Source organism: Ruminiclostridium sufflavum DSM 19573 (genome assembly GCF_003208175.1).
Lineage (GTDB): Bacteria > Bacillota > Clostridia > Acetivibrionales > DSM-1351 > Ruminiclostridium > Ruminiclostridium sufflavum.
The window spans coordinates 38,925-60,439 of sequence record NZ_QKMR01000003.1; the positions used below are offsets into that span (position 1 = coordinate 38,925).

Sequence of the window (21,515 nt, forward strand, 5' to 3'; positions counted from 1 at the left end):
ATAGATTATCTAAAGGAGGAAAAACATTGTTTAATAGGCAGACAGATTTCGAAAAAGCAACCTTTGACACCTTAATAGGTTCAAATACAGATTTAATAGGTGATATTAATTCTAAAGGCATTATACGAATAGATGGCAAGGTAACCGGAAATATATCCGTACAGGGTGATCTCTTTATAGGTGAAGCTGCTTACATCAAGGGCAATGTTACCGCATCAAATATACATATTGCCGGCAGCATTGACGGAGATGTATCTTCTTCAGGTCTTCTTAAGCTTCTCTCTACGGCAAAGCTGATTGGTGATATACAGGTAAAAACCTTTATCTGCGACGAGGGCAGTATTTTTGACGGGAATTGCAAAATGCTTGAAAATCAATCCTCAAAGTCTATTCTTATGGGCAAAAAAAAGGAATACAAAAAAAGCTCTGCAATTGATGAGGAGCAATCTGAAAATTAATGTTTTTATCCTGTCGGAAATACTCCATTTCATAAGAGGCATGAAATGGAGTATTTTTACGGAAAAAATCACAAAGCACAAGGCAGGTCTGCTCAAAAGTACTTAGACCCAGCTGTGCTAAAAGCCTGATTAAAAGCCTTATCCGCCCTTAAAAATCAGTGATTGCGGTCTCAATATTCAATTAGCCTTAGCCTTTGAGCCTTAACTGACTCTAGCAAAAATTATGCATTTGAATGTATTTGTGGTATAATGTTTTGGGCAAATATATTATTTATTTCCGTTATTCAGCTTAAAATTGGATATAGTATCGTATATATTTGTATGATTTCGGTTTATGGAGGTTATGTATGAAATCTAAAGAAAATACTGCTGCTGGCAGAAGTGAGCAAAACAAGAAAAAGAAAAAAAAGAGTACATACTCGCTGTTTGCTCTTGCTGTTATAAAAACAGTAGTTATTATTTTTATATCCATCGGATGTACCTTTGCAGGTATATTGGGTGGAGCTTGTCTTGGTTATATAAAAAGTGCGGATGCTATAACACCTGATCAACTTGAGTTAACTAAGCTCACTTCTTTTATATATGATAAAGACGGGGCTGAGCTGACTCAAATCAAAGGAAGTGAAAACAGAGTTTTAGTTGTGCATTCAGAAATACCCGACAACCTGAGAAACGCATTTATAGCAATAGAGGATAAGAATTTTTATAATCATGGCGGCGTTGACAGCAAGAGATTTATAAAGGCTGCCATAAGCTATATAATTCATTTCGGTGATGCTTCCTTCGGCGGCAGTACAATTACACAGCAATTAGTTAAAAATATTACCGGAAACCAGGATTCCACAATAAAAAGAAAGGTGCAGGAGGCCTGGCAGGCAATGCAGCTTGAACGAAACCTGTCAAAAGATCAGATACTTGATAATTATATGAATCGTATTACTACAGGTTCAGGCTGCTATGGAGTACAGGCAGCTGCAAGAAAGTTTTTTAATAAAGATGTAAAGGATTTGTCACTTGCGGAATGTGCAAGCATTGCAGGTGTTACAAAATCCCCCGGATATTATGATCCTACTCTTAGTGAAGGCAACAAAAAAAACAACAAGGAGCGGCAGGAAACTATTTTGCAGGCAATGCTCGATCAAGGAAAAATAACCCAGAATGAATATAATGAAGCTATTGGAGAAGAGCTTAAAATATATAAGAAGGATACTGATGAAAATGTTTCTTCCAGCAATGTTCAGAGCTATTTTGTTGATTATGTTCTGACTCAGGTACAGAAGGACTTGATGGAAAAATACAATATATCGGGTGATGCCGCTAACATAAAAATTTACAATGGCGGTTTAAAAATATATACAACACAGGACACCAAAATTCAGAAGGTAATGAACGAAGAATTTACAAATATAGAGAACTTCCCTGCGAACGCTAAAATCAGCAACCCTGATATGCAGGCTCAGGGGGCTATGCTTATTTTAGATCCTTATACCGGACAAATACGAGGCATGTATGGCGCATATGGAGCTAAAAAGGGCAATTTCACGCTGAACAGAGCCACCTCAATGAAAAGACAGCCCGGTTCCAGCTTTAAACCGATCGCAGTTTATGGCCCTGCCATAGATTTAGGCTTAATAACACCTGCAACTGTTGTTGATGATGTTCCGATTTACCTTGACCCACAACATCCTACCACCCCCTATCCAAAAAACTCGGAATCCACATTTAAAGGGCTTTCAACAATAAGAACCGGTATAAAAAGCTCTATAAACGTAGTGGCGGCAAAGGTCTTTATGGACTATCTGGGTGCTGATAAATCCATTGAATATTTAAAAAAGGCAAATATAGACAGATCAAAAGAAGGTTATGTATCAATGGCTCTCGGCGGTTTGAATGAAGGCGTGAATCCTTTGCTTATGTCAGCCGCATATGTACCCTTTGTCAATGACGGTGTTTATCTTGAGCCTATTTCATATACAAAGGTAACTGACGAAAGCGGAAATGTTATCCTTGATAAAACTCAGGCACAGCAAAAAAATATTGTCTACAAGGAAACAACGGCCTTTCTTATGACCAGTATGATGAGAGATGTTGTAACCGCCGGTACAGCAGCATCAAACGGATTAGGAACCGTTAAAAATTCCGCTGGCAAGGTCATCCCGACGGCCGGAAAAACAGGTACGACAAACGACAACTATGATAAATGGTTCGTTGGCTTTTCTCCTTATTACGTTGGAGCCAGCTGGTATGGCTACAACAATCCTAAATCATTAAAATCCTCTGAGTATTATCAGGCTCTGAAAATGTGGAATAAAGTAATGAATAGGATACATTCGGATTTAGAGGTCAAGGACTTCAAGCAGCCGGATGGAATAGTAAAAAAATCCATATGCATATACTCTGGAAAATTGCCGGGCAAGTACTGCAGTCAGGATCCCCGAGGCAATGCCATCAGAACAGAATACTTTGCAAAAGGTACGGAGCCTACGGACACCTGTGATGTTCATGTACTGGCAAAAGTAGATACCACAAGCAAGGATATATACGGCAGACCTTTGCTTGCAACCCAATACTGCCCGGAATCTGCAGTACAGGAAAAAGTATTTATTCAGAGACCTGTGCCGTACCTTCCGAAAGATACGTCTTTAGTATCAAAAATTCTGGATTGGATGTATGAACTGCCTCAAGGTGAGTATTGTACCAAACACAATGCGTCTAATGTTGTCGGTCCGCCTGCCGGCTCCGTCAGCACAGGAAGCAGCGAAGCTTCTCACGGAAATCAGGGCGGAACAGGAATAGACTCTCCACTGCCTCCTTTGCAGGATGATAACGGATCAGATGTGATACCTTGATAAACGCTTGATATTAATAAAAAGTGCATCGAAAGGACATAAAACAGTCCTTTCGATGCACTTTTTAATTATAAGAAAAGCTGTAAATGTAATACTATAAACGTGAAGAATTCTTCTTACCGGCTCCCACAAATACTGTGCCGATATCCTGTCCATTAATTATATCCATAATTATTTCAGGATTGCTGCCGTTTGTCAAAACCACATTAACACCTGATTTTGTCGCAATTTTTGCCGCCTTCAGCTTTGTGACCATCCCTCCGGTCCCTCTCTTTGTTCCGGCTCCTTCTGCACACAGCTCAATATCGGGAGTTATTTCGTTAATAACAGACAGCATTTTTGAATCAGGATTTTTCCTTGGATCCGAATCAAAAAAGCCATCTATATCAGACAATATAATAAGCAAATCTGCATTTATAAGCTTGGCAACAAGCGCAGACAAGGTGTCATTCTCACTGAAGGTATCACTTTGCCCTACCTTCAGCTCAACAATTGATACAGAATCATTTTCATTTACTATCGGTACAATCTCCTTTTCAAGCAATGTTTCAAAGGTATTTACCACATTTTCACGGCAATTACTGTCACTCATTATATCCCGGGTCAACAAAATCTGAGCAACCGTATGTCCGTACTCCGAAAAGAATTTACTGTACATATGCATCAGCTCACACTGTCCGACAGCAGCTACAGCCTGCTTTTCCCGTATTGTCTTCGGTCTCTCCGGCAGCTTCAGCTTATCAACTCCCACACCGATAGCTCCGGAGGTCACAAGTATAACCTCCTTGCCCTGATTGGACAAATCGGAAATAATTCTCACCAGCTTATCTATCCGGGTAAAATTTATCTTACCTGTATCATAGGTCAATGTGGATGTTCCCACCTTAATAACTATTCTCTGTGAATCCTTTAAATATTCTCTTTTGAAGCCCATTTTAACCTCCGTTTGAACGATGTCCCATATGAATAAGGTCAATTACTATCTGCTGTATAAACGATATAAATATCGTCTCGAATTTCTTCTGTCGAGAAGGCTTGAACCGTAATTGACTTTCGTTATAAACTGTACACCGGTAATTTAACAAAAAAGTATATAACAATAAAATATTATATACTTTTTTAAGCTTTTTTTCTATATTTGAATAGATATCTTTTATCTATTTTTGCCCATAATATGAATTTGAGCCATTCTTGCGAAAATAATGCTTGTTCAGCAGCTCCCGCTGCATAGGTTTAATATCCGGATTCATCATCTGACTATGCCATGCCATAAAAGCTAATTCCTCGAGTACAACAGCATTATGAACTGCATTGCCCGCATTTGTCCCCCATGTAAAAGGGCCGTGGCTGTATACTACAACCGCTGGAATATCGTCCTCATTTTTATCTGCAAAGGTTTCCGCAATCACATTTCCGGTTTCTAATTCATAATGTCCGGGGTCTCCGTCTATTTCTTCCGGAGTCATCCTTCTTGTACATGGAATCTCTCCATAAAAATAATCTCCGTGGGTTGTGCCAAGAGCCGGAATTCCTAAACCTGCCTGTGCATAAACAGTGGCCCATCTGCTGTGAGTGTGCACTACACCGCCGATATTAGGAAATGTACGATACAAAACCAGATGCGTGGCTGTGTCGGAGGATGGCTTCAAGGCACCTTCCACCTGCCAGCCGGTGTCTATGTCAATAACAGCCATATCCTCTGCTTTCAGCCTTTCATATTCCACACCGGAAGGTTTTATGACAACAAGTCCGCCTTGCCGGTCTATACCTGACACATTTCCCCATGTAAAAGTAACAAGTCCATGTCCGGGCAGCAGTAAATTAGCTTCTAAAACTTCCTTTTTCAATGCTTCAAGCATAATTTTCCATCCTCCTTGAACTTTTAGACTATTATTTCAATTTCCATGCAAGATCATCAAGAAATAATTCATGCTCCAATGCTTCAATAGCAGTATCCCTTGAAATGTGAACAAACTCAATATCCATCATACGGGCCCAGTCCCTCATCTGTTCTGCGGTTATATCATATGTCAGCACCGTATGATGCGCACCTCCCGCAATAATCCACGCCTCGGCACCCGTCAGCAAATCAGGCATGGCCTGCCACATAACACGGGCAACAGGCAGCTTGGGCATTTCATATATTGGCTTCACACACTCAATATCTTGGCAAATCAGGCGCAGTCTGCCGCCCATATCTATAAGGCTGACTACAATCCCCTTTCCGGCTTTTCCTTCAAAAACAAGGCGGGCAGGAGCGGCCTTTCCCCCAATACCAAGAGGATGTACTTCAATTCTGGGCCTTTCCGCTGCAACACTTGGGCAAACCTCCAGCATATGGGCTCCCAAGCTGTATTCCTTCCCCTTTGTCAAATCATAGGTATAATCCTCCATAAAAGTGGTCCCGCCTGTTTTCCCCTCAGCCATTGCTTTTATTACCGCAGTCATTGCAGCTGCCTTCCAGTCACCCTCACCGCCGTAGCCGTAGCCCTGTTCCATCAACCTCTGACTTGCAAGCCCCGGCAGCTGCTCCATTCCGTACAAGTCTTCAAATGTATTGGTGAAAGCCTTGCACCCTTCACTGTCCAAAAGCTTTTTAATGGCAATTTCCTCTTTTGCCTGATAGCGGACACTATGGAGATTGTCAGTACTTATATCATATTTTTTTACATACACAGCCATCAGCTCTTCTGTTTCAGCTTCAGTAACATTATCAATATAATCCGCAAGAGTACCTACGGGCCATGTATTCACCTGCCATCCCAGCTTTGTCTGCACCTCTACCTTGTCACCCTCAGTAACGGCAACATTACGCATATTGTCGCCAAATCTCATAACCTTTAATGTCTTGCTGAACGCAGCACCTATGGCTGCCCGCATCCAAGCTCCCAGCCTTTCCTGTACACCGTCATCCTGCCAATAGCCTGCAATAACCTTGCGCTTCATACGCAAACGTGCACCAATAAAGCCATGCTCTCTATCACCATGGGCAGCCTGATTAAGATTCATGAAAGCCATATCGATAGTATCGTTTGGAATTTCCCTATTGTACTGAGTAGCAAAGTGGCAATAAGGTTTTTGAAGCTCCTTCAAACCATTAATCCACATTTTGGATGGGCTGAACGTATGCATCCATACTATTATTCCAGCGCAGCTGTCCTGATAGTTGGCATCCTTTACTATATACGATATCTCTTCCGGTGTTTTTGCAGTAATTTTATATGTCATCCTACAGGGCAATATACCTGTTCCATTCATTTTTTCAACAATTTCTGCCGCACGGGAAGCAACTGTATTGAGCACCTCAGGGCCGTACAGGAACTGACTGCCTACCACAAACCAAAATTCATAATCTTTCATTACCATATCATATGCACTCTCCCTTTTATTTTATTGAGGCCACTGCGGCCCGTTCAATGGTAAGCCCCTTGGTGTAGCGTTTTATAAAGCTTTCAAAGCCTTGTACCTCTATTGAATCAGGCTTGATAACTGAACCTGCTTTTCCGGCGAAAACCTTTTTTCCCAGATAACCTTCCAGAGTCTCTCCCTGCTCTTTATTTTTCATATAGGCAGCCAGAAGGGCAATACCCCAAGCACCGCCCTCACCTGCGTTTTCCATTACTGCGACGGGAACATTTATGGCATTTGCCATAAGCTTTTGTCCCGCAGACTTCGTCTTGAAAAATCCCCCATGCCCCATAAGCTTCTCAAGGCAGACATGCTCCTTTTCAAAAAGGATATCCATTCCAAGCTTTAATGTGGCAATAGCCGAATAAAGCTGCACCCGCATAAAATTGGCAAGAGTAAACCTGCTATAGGGTGTGCGCATAAATAGCGGACGGCCTTCCTCCATATGTGTAATTTGCTCTCCCGAATAATAATTGTAAGCAAGCAAGCCTCCGCAATCAGCATCACCCTCAAGTGCCTTGCCATAGAGCCTGTCGTATATAATCGACTTATTCACCTCGTTTCCCAGCACAGAGGTAAGCTCCATGAACAGCCCTATCCATGCATCCAGATCCGAAGTACAATTGTTGCAATGCACCATAGCTACAGGCCTGCCGCTTGGTGTCATAACCATATCAATCTCAGGATAGACCTGTGAAAGCTCCCTCTCCAGCACTATCATAGCAAAAACGGAGGTACCCGCAGACACATTCCCCGTACGAACAGCCATGCTGTTTGTAGCTGCCATACCAGTACCCGCATCCCCCTCCGGAGGGCAAAGCGGAACACCGGGCATCAACTGTCCCATAACGTCCAGAAGCCTTGCACCCTCCTCTGTCAGAGTTCCTGCAAAATCACCTGCCCTCAGTACCTCCGGTAATATATCCTTCAATTTCCACGGAATATTTTTATCGGCAATAAGTCCGTCAAACTGCTGAAGCATATTCTCACTGTAACCGCAGGAGCAACTGTCAACGGGAAAGATGCCCGAGGCATCTCCAATCCCTAAGACCTTCTTCCCCGTTAACCTCCAGTGAACATACCCTGACAGCGTTGTAAGAAAATATATTTTTCTTATATGCTCCTCTTTATTCAGAATCGCCTGATAAAGATGCGAAATACTCCACCGCTGAGGAATATTAAACCTGAAGCTTCCCGTCAATTCTTGGGCTGCTTTATCCGTAATAGTATTTCGCCATGTCCTGAAAGGCACCAGTTGATTTCCTTCCCTGTCAAATACAAGATACCCGTGCATCATGGCAGAAAATCCAATTGCACCAAGCTGTAAAAGCGGTACATTATACTCCTCCCCTATTTGCCCGGCAAGCTTCTGATAGCTTTTCTGTATTCCTGTCCAGACATCCTCCATATGATATGTCCAGATATTATTTTCATAATGATTCTCCCATTCATAGCTTCCGGATGCCACAGGCACATGCTTGTCATCAGTCAACACTGCCTTTATACGTGTAGAACCAAGTTCAATGCCAAGAATCATCTTCCCATCCTTGATCTTTTGTATAATTTTAGCTTTATCCGACTCCATATCTGCTCCTCTCACCTACACTTGTAAGAAACCCTTTAAGGCTTTTTAGCTTATTTGCCTTCTTTAGCTATTGCATATCACTTGCATACCACTTACATATTATACTACAAGTTGTACGTACAACTTGTAGTATAATAATACCGCATTAAATACATGCGGTACAAGAATAAACATCTCCAAAAATCATTATAATATTTTAGTACATATGCAACAAATGCTAATTTAGGCTATTCATATTCCCATGGCAAAACAGCCGGGTTCTCTTCCTCATTTTTTAAAATATTAAGCATTTTGCTTGCGGCAAGATACCCGATTTTTTCCTTTGGATTTGACAATGAAATAAACGGCACTGCTGAAAGCTTTGCAATAGTGCTGTTATCAAAACTGACTACTTCCAGCTCCCGAGGAATTTCCGAGACTCCTTCCTGCAAATGCTTCAAAACCTGAAGCGCCACCTCATCATTATAGCATATAACAGCTGTACAACCGGATAATACCGGTGCTACAGAGCTTGCAATAAGGCTTTCCCTATTCTCGGTAGCATACCACAATACCTTGTCATCCTCTACAGAAAGCCCTGCTCTGTGCAGTGCTTCAGCATAGCCTGCGTAACGGCGGTGTCCTTGAATATCATCACTCTTAAAAATTCCCGCAATATGCTTATGACCTTTTCTTAAGAGAATTTCACAGGCCATAGTACCGCCGCATCTGTCGTCTGCGACAACATATATGGGATTTTTAAGCTCAGAATAGAAGCCATTAATAAATACAACAGGAACTCCAAGTCTGTTAAATTGTTCATACAAGTCGATATTCGGATTAGGCAGAGCGGTCTTGGTGCCTTCAACAATCAAACCGTCTATAGGCTTCTGAAGTAATTCTGTCAGAATCTTGCGTTCATTGTCCACACGGTTTCGAGTGGCTGAAAGCATAGACGTATATCCATTTTCTGCAAGTACATGGTCAATCCCCTTTAAAATCGCCGGAAAAATATATTCACCGATGTATGTAGTAACAACAGCAATGTTATTGGTAGGTATCCTGTACAGCATGGCTCCTTTCACATATGTGCCGCTGCCTTGTATGCGGCTTGCAAGACCTTCACTTTCCAGAACGCTGATTGCCTGACGTACTGTCTGCCTGCTGTAGCCTGTTTGTGAAGCCAATTCATTTTCGCTGGGAAGCTTTTGTCCCTCAATGTAAATTCCTGTTTTTATTGCTTCACGAAGCTTATTTGCAAGCTCTGTATATTTGTGATTGCTCATGTATATCACCTTTCAGATATTGTCTGCCGAATGCACAATAATATGCATTATCGCTTATAAAAATTGCTTTCCCGGCTATTGTATCATACAAAGATGTATTTGAAAATTCCTCAAACAAATCCGTAAAGGCTGCCTGACATAAATAAACCTGTTATATATGCTTGCATGTTTTTTATACTTAAAGGGCTTTCAGCCACCTTGTATCAGACAATAAAAAATCAGCCAATTACCGGCTGATTCTTCTTCCTCTAACTGTCACACCCTTAGGTGCGCCAAAATCCGAAGGTCTGCTCAAGGATATTCCTGCTTTTTTACCTTGCCGCCTTTCGTCCCAGCTTCCACCCTATGGACTGTTCACGCATTCCTATAAAGTCGGCATAGCGCCCGCCCTCTGCCATAAGTGTCTCGTGGGAGCCCTGCTGGACGATGTGTCCATTTTCTATTACAATTATCCTGTCTGCATTTCGAACGGTTTTCAGCCGATGGGCAATCATAATAACTGTTTTTGATTTGGTCAGCTCTCCTATGGCATGCTGTAGCATCCATTCGTTTTCCGGGTCTACATTGGCAGTTGCCTCGTCTAAAATGATAATGGGGCTATCCTTAATAATGGCACGGGCAATGGATATACGCTGTTTCTCTCCGCCTGAAATGCTGGCTCCTCCTTCTCCAAGGACGGTGTCATAGCCATCGGGCAAGGCCATGATAAATTTGTCACAGCAAGCTCGCTTGGCAGCCTCCCGCACTTCTTCCATGCTTGCGTTTGGTTTGCCAAAACGTATATTATTAGCGATGGTATCGTTGAAAAGATAAACATTCTGAAACACCATGCTGTAGTTCTTCAAAAGGCTGTCCAGCTTATATTCTCTCACATCGCGGTTACCAAGCCTGATGCTGCCCTCGTCCACATCCCAAAACCGGATAATCAGGTTGCAAAGGGTGGTCTTTCCGCCGCCTGAACCACCGACGATAGCCAGTGTAGAGCCTGCCGGAATATCCACGCTCACACCATCAATGATTTTCCGCTTTTCGTAAGAGAAGCTGACATTCTCAACTGAAATGCCTGTGTTCTCCGGCACAATATCCGCGCCCTCTTCATCCATGACAGGCATATTCATTGCCGCATTGATATTATCAATAGACAGAGCGGCCGTACGCATGAGTGCGGACATATTCCCACCGGTTGCCAGTTCATTGTATACCATAAAAGAAGCGATGCATACCATCAGCGCGTTTTTCAGCTCCATTGAGCCGTTGATGCAGAAAATCACCGCACATACGACAATTGCAAGTCCTGCCGCCTTGGTTACTATGCCCTGCAGGGACATTAAAGGAATAAATGCCCGCTCCATTCCATAGGATACCGTTTTTTCTTCCTCTATGGCATCGGACACCTTCTTGTTCGCACTGCCGGTCAGATTGTAGGACTTTATAACGGCAATACCCTGTACATACTCTAGTATAGCCTCCACGGCGCTTTCCACCGACCTCACCTTTCGTCCGGACATGGCTTCTCCTGCCTTATGCAAACCATTGTTCACCAGCAAAAAAAGTGCAAACCCCATCAAGGTCACAAGTCCGATGCGCCAGTCAAAGAAAAACAGCATAATTGTAATTGCCGCGGTAGTCAACACTCCCTGTACAGCCAGGAGCATACAGCGGGTCAAGGTTTCCTGCAGGCTTTCGGCAGTGTTGGTGGCTATGCTGGTAATCTGCCCCAGATTACGCTGATTGAAATAACCCATGGGTGCATAACGCAGCTTTTCCGCTATGCGGATGCGCGCTCCTGCCGCAGTGGTATAGCCTGCCTTGGTCTGCAGCTGCGTTGAAAAATAATTGCAGAAATACCCGCCCACCATACCGGTAAGCACGATACCAATTGAAATCCAAGCTGTACGTGTGCTTACGCTTCCGTCCAGAATAGCCCCCAGTACATAGGCTGCCGCTAAAAGGCTGAAGGCGTTGAACATGCTCTGAAAAAAGCCCAGCACCAGCGCACCTGCCATCTTCTTGCGCTGTTCTCCCGCAAAGTCGAGAAACTTCTTTATATATTTAAACATCACTGCACCTCCACTGCGTCTTTTGAGCCTATGTGCGTTTCCCAAAGCCGGTGATACAGCTCACAGCCCTTGAGCAACGCTTCATGTGTGCCTGACGCTTCAATTTTCCCCTGATTGACAACTGCAATCTGATCAGAATCAGTGATAGTGGACAGGCGATGTGCAACAACAATCAGAGTCTTACCCTCCACCAGCTTGGCTACCGCGCTTTGGATAACGGCTTCGTTCTCCGGATCAGTGTAGGCCGTCGCCTCATCCAGAATTACAATAGGCGCATTCTTGAGCATCGCCCGCGCAATAGACATACGCTGGCGTTCACCGCCTGAAAGATGTCCGCCTGCACTGCCCGCTATGGTATCATAGCCATTTTCCAGCTGCATGATAAAATCATGGCAGCCGGCGGCTTTGGCAATCTCCTCCACCTCGGCATCCGATGCACCGGGATGCCCTTTTCGGATGTTTTCACGTACCGTTTCATCAAACAGAAAATTATCTTGGGATACATAGGCAATCATATCATTGAGCTGCCTCAGAGGGATATCTCTAACATCCACACCGCCGATGGTAATATTACCGCCGGTCACCTCCCACATAGAAGCAATCAGCCGGGCAATCGTGGACTTCCCGCTGCCGGAGGGCCCGACCAGTGCGTTCACAGTTCCTTCCCGGAAAACAAAATCAACGCCGTGGAGCACCTCTGTATCCTTGTAAGCAAAACATACGGCATTACCTGCAATATCAAAGCGGTCAATCTTTGCTGGCTTCTCCGGACGGTGCAGTTCTTCGTCCTCAAGAATCTCATTAATTTCTCCCACAATCGTTCCGATTTTCCCCAAATCATCGGTATAGCTCATAGCGCCAATGAGAGGGGTCATCATACCAAGGCATAATACAACAATCATAACAATTTCATTGACCGGCAGCGTCCCCTGTAAATAAAACAAAACGGAGGCAGGAAGGACACTCACCAGCACCGAAGGAATAATCACCATTCCCGCAGAGAAAAAAATCTGGGTATCTCTCATCCAGTCAATGGCAGAGTGCGCGGATTCTCTGACTGCATCGGTAAATTTCTTATAGGTTTTTGCCGTCTGGCTAAAGGTCTTGATGACCTCAATGCCGTTAATATATTCCACGGCAACAGAATTCAGCTTTTTGCCTGACCGGACATACAGGCTGAATCTTTCTTTGTAACCAACCATCATTCCCATCATGGCCAGCAGGCCAAGCGGCAGCGTAATGAGAGACCATAGTCCCACCCTCCAATCCAGAATGAGAACATATATGAGAATAACGACAGGTGCCAGCAGCTTGCTTGTCATTTCCGGAACAAGGTGTGCGAGGGTCGGCTCAATGCTGTCCACCCGCTCAACAATCAGGTTTTTGGTTTCACCGCTGGGGCGATCAAGAACCTTTCCCATGGACATCCTCGCCAATTTTCCGCACATACGCCTGCGAATATCCGCAATGACGGCGAAGGTTGCTCCATGTGATATGGTGGTTGACACAGCATGAAACAGATAATTGCAAATCCAAAAAATCGCTGCTATTCCAATCCAGACAGCATATGTGGTAAAACCACGCTCCTCATTAATCAGCAGTGTAACAATTCTGCTGACACAATAGTAAGGAATTATCGAGCTCAGCACACCAAGTATCGCCGTAAAAACAGATGCGATATACTTGCTTTTGTATGGAGCCGCCCATTCAAAAAGATATGAAAACGGCCCACGTTCCTTGTTATTAATATTATTATTCAACTGATATTCGCTTCCTTTCTCCATTCTCAAAAAAATACCGCAGCTTCAGAAGCCCCGCTTCATTCAACTGGTACTGCTCCTTGACCCCGCCCCATTCCATATGAAGCACATAATCACAACAGCGGACAATCAGTTCCGGGTCGTGGGTTATAATTAACACAGTTTTCTCCCTGCCGAGAGAAAACAAAAGCTTGGCGGTTCGCTCCATATGATAAAAATCCAGTCCGCTCGTCGGCTCGTCAAACACCAGAAATTCCTTTCCTGCCAGCAGAGCGGAGGCAATGGCAACCCGCTGCTTCTGCCCGCCGGACAAAGACATCGGATGCCGCTCTTTCAAAGCTGTCAGCTCCAGCGAATCCATCACCCGAACAAGCTCCTTCTCGTCCGCCCCATCCATCCCAAGGCGAAGCTCCTCCTCCACACTTTCACAAAAGAGCTGGTGATTCACATCCTGCATCACAAGATAGCTTTTTTTCAGCATTTGGCGGCGGGAATAAACTGCACTGCCGCAACGGCAGTGACCGCCAAACCGCTTTTGCAGCCCGCAAAGACATTTTGACAAGGTGGATTTTCCCGCTCCGTTATTGCCTATAATCGCAATAACTCCTTTCTTTGGCAGAACTGCCTCCTGAATATCAAGAACAGGGGGCATACTTCCGCGATAAGAGTACCGGTAATTTTGCAAGGTTAAATATTCCCCCGCCTGAGATGAGACTTTCCTATAGCAAAGCTCTTTCAGAGATCGTGTGCGCAGGCTGAGCTTTCTCAGGCCTTCCGGTGTGATGCGGCAAAACTCCCGCATCGGCATATCGCACTCAATTTCTCCATTACGCAGATAAATCACGCGGTCGCACAGCTCTGTCAGCCAATACAGCCGATGCTCGGCAATAATGATCGTTTTACCCTCCTTTTTCCACAGACGTATGGTTTCCTTCAAGTCATGAATAGCATTTATGTCCAAGTTAGACGTTGGCTCATCCAGCACGAAAACCTCAGGCCGCATGGCAGATACAGAGGCACAGGCTATTTTTTGTTTTTCTCCTCCTGATAGCTGAAAAATACTGCGCCCTAACAGGTTTATAGCCCCCATTTCACGGGAGGAAAGCTTAACCCGCTCTTCAATTTCATCGGGAGGCAGCCCCAGATTTTCACACCCGAAAGCAATTTCTCCGGTGGTATCCACACAGAAGAACTGACTGCGCGGATTTTGAAAAACACTGCCGACAATGCGGGCAGTGTCGTACAACTCAATGTCCCGCACATCCAGTCCGCCAACCACTACTTCACCGGACAATTCCCCTTCATAGTAGTGAGGAATCAGACCGTTGATCAGGCGGGTAAGCGTGGTTTTGCCGCAGCCTGACTGCCCGCACAGCAACACACATTCCCCCTTCCTTACACGAAGGGAAATATTCTGCAGGGAGCCGGAATCGGCATTTGCATACTTAAAACTGACATTTTTAAATTCAATCATAGCAACTCCTCACAATACGCCAAGATATACCAAAGCAACTGCTGCAAAAGCAGTAAAACACAGAGCAATGAAAATAACATCTTGCATTTTAAAACCAATGCAGCAAATATTGGTGCGTTTGACATTGCCTCCAAGTCCGCGGGTCAGTGCGGCTGCCGATAGTTCCTCTCCTATCCTTGCCGAACAGGTCAACAGAGGTACAAGCCGATATTCAAGCATCTTCCCGATTCTTCCCCCGCCGAAGCTGATACCTCTCATCCGCATGGCGGCGTTAATAGCACTGAATTCTTCTCCCACTGTAGGGAAAAAGCGAAACATGACCGAAAAAGGAATTATAATTTTTTCGCTGATATGCATTCTCTGCATGGCGGCAGTGAATTCACTAACAGTCGTAGTGGAAACAACATAAACACCCATTGCCACACCCGGCATAACACGGCTAAAAATACCTACACTGCCCAGAACAAGAAAATAGAGAGGCCCCGACAATTGCGGCAACAGCAGCAGAGCTGCCAGCCATGCAGCCAAATATGCCGCAAGGTAAATAACTGCCGCCTTTATCCTTCCTGCTGTCAGCAATAAAATCAGTGTTATCAGACATAAGGCAGGGATAACAGAAGAAAACTTTTCTCCTCCCAATCCGCCCAAAACAAATGTAGAAACAGTAATAAGCAGCAGCAGCTTGGTGCGCGGATCAAGAATCATCCCACGCTGCTGCCCCGTTGTTTGCAGAATACCCAAACTCATTAGGCAATCCCTGCTTTTATAAAGTGCTTCTTGAGCAGTACTCTGCCTAAGAGCCCGCCAAGAATACCGAATGCGAAGCAGCTGACCAGCAGTACAGGACTCATCCATGAGGGCAGCAGAGCCGTCAAAGCCGCCTCATAGCCTGCACCAAATTCCGTACGGGTGGAAAAATAACCATCCGGATTAATAAACAAGGGAATAAAATTGCCCCACATCCAAATGTTAAAGAAACCGCATACCAAAACAGAACTGCTTGCCTTGCTGTATTTTGCCCTCTTCCAGATAAGCTCTGCTACAAGACCTGAAACAAGAGCTACCGGAAGCGAGTAGAGCCCCATCCCGGTCAGTGCCATCATGATTCCCATAATGGCACTCATGATAAGAATCATTCCAAACTTTTTTACCTTGGTCAGAAACAGCATAAAAGGGATTCCTCCCGCAAGGGGGCCTATGACGCACAACAGGGGCATCATAATAGGTATGTATCCCGTCATGGCAAGTGCCATGATGATGACAAAATAAATTGCCGAATAGATTCCTACGTTAATAAGGTCTTTTCCGGCCAAACGATTTGAGTTTTTGCGAGTAGTAGTAGTATTTGTGAACATAATAGTAGCCTCCTAAATATTAGAATTGAGTTAGTTAACACTAACTATAGTGTAAAAAATTAAGGCGAAAGCCCTAATATTTCTTGCCATCCGGCCATGCCAAACCGTTTTGCGCTGTCCATAACGGCAACAGCCTGTTCATAAGGCAGATCGTGCGAGACAATCTCTACCAAGTATTGAAACCCGGAAGAGGCATTGATATGCAGGAACATATCCTTGATCTGATGTCCGTTTTTGCCGAGAGCATCGCAATAAATACGATAAGCTTGCTCCTCAACGGCAATCAGCTCTTCCAAGTATGAAGCCCAGCGTGTGCCCTCAGAGCGGCAAAAAATCAGACGGAATGCCAGCATATTTTCATAAATATAATTCAGCATCCAATCCGTTCCCGCATATGCCGTTTCCCGCATATGGCCACTCGTCAGCCCCGGCAAAACCTTCTTCACATCAAGATGCATGCTGCGAAACCGGTACAGCATTTCCTCAGCCGGAACCTGAACCAGTGCGTCAAATAAAACCGATTTATTTGCAAAATGGTTATACATAGCCCCGGTTGTAACTTCCGCCAATTCCGCGATATGCCGCATATTTGCTTTTTGATAGCCATGCTCCATAAATTCCTTCCGGGCACATTCCAGAATGCGTTTACGGGTCAATTGTGAATTTAGACTCATAGTTTTCCAGCTGCCCCTTATCAGAAAATCTAATAACAATGTTATCACTTTTCAGCAAAAAGTCAAGAGATAATAATTTTCTGTTTTTCTTCTTCCTACTCCGGCACAAGACGAACCTCCCTAAACAAAAGAGCTCCTTTTTAAACTATATGAGAATATATTTTAATATCAGATTGACAAACCAGAAAAAGAGTTTTATAATAAAAACGACCAAATTTAATTAATGGTCATTTTTATTATAAAAATGTTCTCAAACAGAGGTGATTAAACGGTGCCAAAGATTTTTACTCTTCTGGAAAGAAGCGAAGTCCGTATTAAAATGCTGGATGCAGGCTTTTCACTTATTAAAGAGCATGGCATGATCCATGCTTCCGTTGAAAAAATCACCAAGGCTGCCGGGTTGGGAAAAAGTACCTTTTATAACTTTTTCCCGTCCAAGGAAATGTTTGTTTATGAAATTATTCAGTACCAAAGGGATAAGGCCAAGCAGTCTTTTATGGATGCATTGGGTTCAAGAAAAAAGATAACAGCGGCAGAAGCTAAACTATTTCTGAAAAAGATTATTTTCAGTGAGGACAGTATCTACCGCTATCTAACCTCGGAAGACCAAGCCAGACTTAAGGCCGTCCTCCCAGCTGAATACGGAATAAATCCGGAATCGGAGAACATGGTCATGGCAGGTTTGTTCAGCCATATCGAAGGAGTCAGGAAGGATATCAACTTTAAACTGGCAGCCAACCTCATTAAGATTATGGCAATTTCAATGTTTCATCAGGAGGACCTCCATGCCGATGCACTGCCGGATACACTTGATCGTATCTATGACCTTTTGTTTTCCTGTATTTTTGAAGAGGGCGCATAATAGGCGCTTTTTTCAGAACAATCAGTTAGTTATAACTAACTGCCTAAATAAATTTGAGAGGAGAATACACATGGCTGAAGCTTCAAAAAAATCCAAAGAAAAAACGGGGGTTTCCCGGCTCTTCGAGCTGGCCGGTTCCAAAAAGAACAAGCTTATCCTCGCCTGCCTTTTGTCTGTCGTTTCATCGGCAGCCCGTCTGGTTCCCTTTTTCACGATTTACGGGGTAATCCGTGAAATTCTGGCACATTATACCCTTGCAGGGGCAATTGATATGAAAAAAATTTACACGCTGGTGGCATATACCTTTTGCGCCGCACTGGTATACGGCATATGCGCCTTTCTTTCCTCGTCGCTGGCCCACGGCTCTGCCTACGACATTATTTTTGAGCTGCGCATCAAGCTGATGGAAAAGCTTGCACGTATTCCATCCGGTTATTTTACCGGTACAACACAAGGAGCCATCAAAAAAGTAATTTCTGATGATGTGGAACAAATTGAGGTTTTCATCGCCCACCACGTCACAGATATTTCTGCTGCGGTATCAATGCCCCTCTTTACGCTTATATATCTATTTATTATGGACTGGCGGCTGGCACTGGTGACACTTCTTCCTATCTTCATATCCATATTCCTGCTTGCCGGTAGTATGAAGAATCCAAAAGGCGCGCAAACTCAGGTGGATATGCACAACGCCAAGGAGAAAATGGAGGGTACCATTGTAGAGTACATACACGGAATGCCCGTCATTAAGATATTCAACCGGACTCTCAGCGCTTTTCAACGGTATGAACAGGACGTTTCCGGTTATGTTAGCTCTGTAGAGCGAGCAGCGTATCATTTTGCACCCGGTATCGGCGTATATTATGCATTTTTTGGTGCCCAGCTACTGTTCCTGCTTCCGGCAAGCCTGCTCCTTGTTCCTTTCGCATCCTCTTATCTGGACTACCTGCCTCTGGTGCTTCTGTTCTTTCTCGTAGGAGGAGGGCTGAAAGAACCAATGGAGAATATGATGCAGATGGTCATACACTCCAAGCGCATAACGGAGGGAGTATCCCGTATTGATCGGATACTAAAGCAAACAGAAATACCGGAGGAGGGAACCGGAAATCCTGAGTCCTATGATATAGCCTTTGAGGATGTCTCCTTTTCCTATTCCGAAAACGGGCCTCAGGCTGTTAAAAATGTATCCTTTTCCTTGCCGAAGGGGACTGTAACCGGAATCGTAGGCCCGTCCGGCGGCGGAAAGTCTACTCTGGCTCAGCTCCTTCTAAGGTTTTATGAACCCCAGCAGGGGTGTATCAAAATAGGCGGTGTAAATATCGGGGAAATTCCGCCATCCCGGCTGACGGGACTTGTGTCCTATGTGTTTCAGGATTCCTTCCTATTCCATGATACAGTGGAAAACAATATCCGAATGGGTAACAGGGAAGCCGCATTTGAAGCATTGGAACAGGCGGCTAAAAGTGCAGGCATCCATGAGGTTATCATGTCACTGCCGAAAGGCTATCAGACTGTTATTGGCGAAAAGGATGCCTACCTCTCAGGCGGAGAAAAACAGCGAATCGCCATTGCACGGGTTTTTCTGAAGGACACTCCCATCGTTATTCTTGATGAGGCTACCGCCTATGCAGATGCAGAAAATGAGGCAAAAATCCAGCAGGCCTTTGCCCGGCTTGCTCAGAACAAAACAGTATTGATTATCGCCCACCGGCTGAAAACAGTAGAAAACGCTAATCAAATTCTTGTTCTGGAGGAAGGAGAATTACTGGCAGCGGGGACGCATGAAGAACTTCTCCACAATTGCCCGCAATATGGCAATATGATTGCAGCCAATGAGCGGAGAGACCGCTGGACAATTCGGAAAGGAGTGAAAACAGCATGAACAGATTTAAAAAATGGTTCCATACAATAACCTTTGGAGAAACAAAAAAATATGCAGCACTGACGCTATGGAATTTTCTCGACAGCTTTGTGGTGACAATTCCTTATGCAGTTATGCTGCTGTCTATTTATCTGTTTCTGATTCCGCTGGCACAACCGGGAGAAGCTCTGCCCGAGAACCGGCTGTGGATTCTTTGCGGTATACTGCTGGCACAGATTATAGTATATTATTTCATTCGCAGAAGAACCTATATCGCTATCTGTGTAGGCTTTGCGGGTACTGCAAAAATCGCGCGCATTTCCATGGGCGAACATCTTAGGCGGCTGTCCATGGGCTTTTTCGGGCGGCGTGATGCAGGAGACCTTTCCACAGTACTGCTGCGCGACTACACTGAGGTGGAAAATCTTGGGTCAGGGCTTATTCCTCAGATTTCGGTTATACTGATACGCCTGACTCTGTCCGTAGTCGTCCTGTCTGTCTTTAATTGGCGGATGATGCTTGCGGTTCTGCTGGTCATCCCTCTGTCACTGCCCTTTGCTTTTGCCAGCTATAAGAAAATGGGGCGTATCAGCGGAGAACTGCTTGCCGCCCAACAGGATGCCGCATCGGGAATTCTTGAATATGTTGGAGGCATCCAGACATTGAAAGCATTCAACATGGCAGGAAAGCAGTTTGAAACTCTGAAAAGCTCTTTCTCAAAGCAGCATCGGCATTCCGTTGGCATGGAGCTTGCCGCGGCTCCGGTGGGCATGATTGGAAGGTTTGTGCTCAATTGCGGTATCGGAGTGGTCATGCTGGCAGGTGCATGGCTCTTGACAAGGGGAGAACTGCCGCCCTTTTATTATATCGCTTTCCTGCTTCTTTCCCTGAATATTTATGAACCGATAATGATTCTTTTTGGCTTCATTGCTGACTTTGCCAGAACCAACCGGTCTGCTCTGCGTATTGATGAGCTGAAAAGTGAGCAGACCTTGTCGGAAGCTGCCGAAAATGCCGTACCCGCAAATATGAATATAGAATTCAAAAACGTCTCTTTTTCATACGGTAATCAGGAGGTTCTTCATAATCTCACACTACGTTTCCCTGAGAAGAGTATCACCGCACTGGTCGGTCCCTCCGGCTCCGGCAAGTCTACAATTACACGTCTGGCAGCACGCTTTTGGGATGCAACAGGCGGTGAAATCACACTGGGCGGCATACCCGTCAGGCAGATGAAAGCCGATGGACTGCTATCCTACATTAGCATGGTATTTCAGGATGTTTACCTGTTTCACGATACAATTGAGGCAAATATCCGCATGGGGAAGCCGGATGCTACAATGGATGAAATTATGGAAGCCGCAAAAACAGCAGCCTGCCACGATTTCATCATGGCGCTGCCTGACAGATATCAGACTATTGTCGGCGAAGGCGGCTCTACTCTCTCAGGCGGGGAGAAACAGAGAATATCTATTGCACGGGCGTTGCTGAAGGATGCACCGGTCGTATTATTGGATGAAGCAACTGCTTCTCTTGACCCTGAAAACGAGGTACTAATCCAACAGGCCATCAGTGCGCTTGTAGAAGAGAAAACAGTGATTGTCATCGCACATAGGTTGCAATCCGTGTGCAATGCAGATCAGATTATCGTACTTGAAAATGGGGAGGCCAAGGAGCTCGGCTCCCATGAGCAGCTGCTTAGTCAGGATGGCTTATACGCCCGTCTTTGGGAGGAGCAGAGTCGCGCTGGAAGCTGGAAAATTGTCCGGAATGCCTCTTGAGCCTTGGTACCGGCTATAAGGATTGGCCCCAAATAGAAAAAGCGCTTCAGGTTGATAATCACACAATTATTATTATCTCTTCAAGTTGACAGCCGGCAAAAAGAGTGATAATTTAATAATTGA

Annotated in this window: 17 protein-coding genes; 5 read left to right on the forward strand and 12 right to left on the reverse strand. The window is 44.6% G+C overall.

The annotated features are described in order from the left end of the window. Positions 1-26 precede the first annotated feature (26 nt). Both LY28_RS02955 and LY28_RS02960 read left to right on the forward strand, forming a co-directional pair. The gene (locus tag LY28_RS02955) at positions 27-458 is read left to right on the forward strand and encodes a bactofilin family protein (RefSeq protein WP_110460686.1); all 432 of its coding nucleotides are present in this window, start codon (positions 27-29) and stop codon (positions 456-458) included. Positions 459-805: 347 nt separating this feature from the next. Next, the gene (locus LY28_RS02960) at positions 806-3,307 is read left to right on the forward strand and encodes a transglycosylase domain-containing protein (protein WP_110460687.1); all 2,502 of its coding nucleotides are present in this window, start codon (positions 806-808) and stop codon (positions 3,305-3,307) included. Positions 3,308-3,401: 94 nt separating this feature from the next. Here the strand turns inward: LY28_RS02960 and proB are convergent, their stop codons facing one another. The 12 genes from proB to LY28_RS19025 all read right to left on the reverse strand — a co-directional run bounded on the left by proB (position 3,402) and on the right by LY28_RS19025 (position 16,997). Continuing rightward, complete coding sequence (gene proB, locus LY28_RS02965) at positions 3,402-4,241, reverse strand: glutamate 5-kinase (protein ID WP_110460688.1); 840 nt, start codon at positions 4,239-4,241, stop codon at positions 3,402-3,404. A 223-nt stretch (positions 4,242-4,464) separates the two neighbouring features. Continuing rightward, complete coding sequence (locus LY28_RS02970) at positions 4,465-5,166, reverse strand: L-ribulose-5-phosphate 4-epimerase (protein ID WP_110460689.1); 702 nt, start codon at positions 5,164-5,166, stop codon at positions 4,465-4,467. 31 nt (positions 5,167-5,197) lie between these two features. Continuing rightward, entirely contained in the window at positions 5,198-6,673 is a 1,476-nt protein-coding gene (gene araA, locus LY28_RS02975) for an L-arabinose isomerase (protein WP_110460690.1), read from the reverse strand. 19 nt (positions 6,674-6,692) lie between these two features. Then, positions 6,693-8,300: a xylulokinase gene (locus LY28_RS02980; protein WP_110460691.1), complete on the reverse strand. Its 1,608-nt coding sequence runs from the start codon at positions 8,298-8,300 to the stop codon at positions 6,693-6,695. 227 nt (positions 8,301-8,527) lie between these two features. Beyond that, positions 8,528-9,565 (reverse strand): GntR family transcriptional regulator, encoded by a 1,038-nt coding sequence (locus tag LY28_RS02985; RefSeq protein ID WP_110460692.1) that lies wholly within the window; start codon positions 9,563-9,565, stop codon positions 8,528-8,530. Positions 9,566-9,876: 311 nt separating this feature from the next. After that, positions 9,877-11,625 carry an ABC transporter ATP-binding protein gene (locus LY28_RS02990; RefSeq protein ID WP_110460693.1) on the reverse strand — a complete coding sequence of 583 codons (1,749 nt, stop codon included), beginning with the start codon at positions 11,623-11,625 and terminating at the stop codon, positions 9,877-9,879. Continuing rightward, entirely contained in the window at positions 11,625-13,409 is a 1,785-nt protein-coding gene (locus LY28_RS02995) for an ABC transporter ATP-binding protein (protein WP_207658054.1), read from the reverse strand. Before LY28_RS02995 ends, LY28_RS02990 begins: the two co-directional genes overlap by 1 nt. Then, a complete protein-coding gene (locus tag LY28_RS03000) occupies positions 13,378-14,859 on the reverse strand; it encodes an ABC transporter ATP-binding protein (protein ID WP_110460694.1) in 1,482 nt (493 codons plus the stop codon). Before LY28_RS03000 ends, LY28_RS02995 begins: the two co-directional genes overlap by 32 nt. Before the next feature lie 9 nt (positions 14,860-14,868). Further along, positions 14,869-15,606: an energy-coupling factor transporter transmembrane component T gene (locus tag LY28_RS03005; protein WP_110460695.1), complete on the reverse strand. Its 738-nt coding sequence runs from the start codon at positions 15,604-15,606 to the stop codon at positions 14,869-14,871. Continuing rightward, positions 15,606-16,214 (reverse strand): MptD family putative ECF transporter S component, encoded by a 609-nt coding sequence (locus LY28_RS03010; protein WP_110460696.1) that lies wholly within the window; start codon positions 16,212-16,214, stop codon positions 15,606-15,608. The genes LY28_RS03005 and LY28_RS03010 overlap by 1 nt, the downstream gene beginning before the upstream one ends. Before the next feature lie 59 nt (positions 16,215-16,273). After that, positions 16,274-16,888 (reverse strand): TetR/AcrR family transcriptional regulator, encoded by a 615-nt coding sequence (locus tag LY28_RS03015; RefSeq protein ID WP_110460697.1) that lies wholly within the window; start codon positions 16,886-16,888, stop codon positions 16,274-16,276. Continuing rightward, complete coding sequence (locus LY28_RS19025) at positions 16,860-16,997, reverse strand: hypothetical protein (protein WP_165835474.1); 138 nt, start codon at positions 16,995-16,997, stop codon at positions 16,860-16,862. The genes LY28_RS03015 and LY28_RS19025 overlap by 29 nt, the downstream gene beginning before the upstream one ends. A 162-nt stretch (positions 16,998-17,159) precedes the next feature. On the opposite strand from LY28_RS19025, the gene LY28_RS03020 reads away from it, so the two are divergent. The 3 genes from LY28_RS03020 (at position 17,160) to LY28_RS03030 (ending at position 21,392) form a co-directional block, all read left to right on the forward strand. Beyond that, positions 17,160-17,750: a TetR/AcrR family transcriptional regulator gene (locus tag LY28_RS03020; RefSeq protein ID WP_340162528.1), complete on the forward strand. Its 591-nt coding sequence runs from the start codon at positions 17,160-17,162 to the stop codon at positions 17,748-17,750. Between the two features lie 70 nt (positions 17,751-17,820). After that, positions 17,821-19,632 carry an ABC transporter ATP-binding protein gene (locus LY28_RS03025; RefSeq protein WP_110460698.1) on the forward strand — a complete coding sequence of 604 codons (1,812 nt, stop codon included), beginning with the start codon at positions 17,821-17,823 and terminating at the stop codon, positions 19,630-19,632. Then, entirely contained in the window at positions 19,629-21,392 is a 1,764-nt protein-coding gene (locus LY28_RS03030; protein ID WP_207658051.1) for an ABC transporter ATP-binding protein, read from the forward strand. The genes LY28_RS03025 and LY28_RS03030 overlap by 4 nt, the downstream gene beginning before the upstream one ends. Positions 21,393-21,515 lie beyond the last annotated feature (123 nt).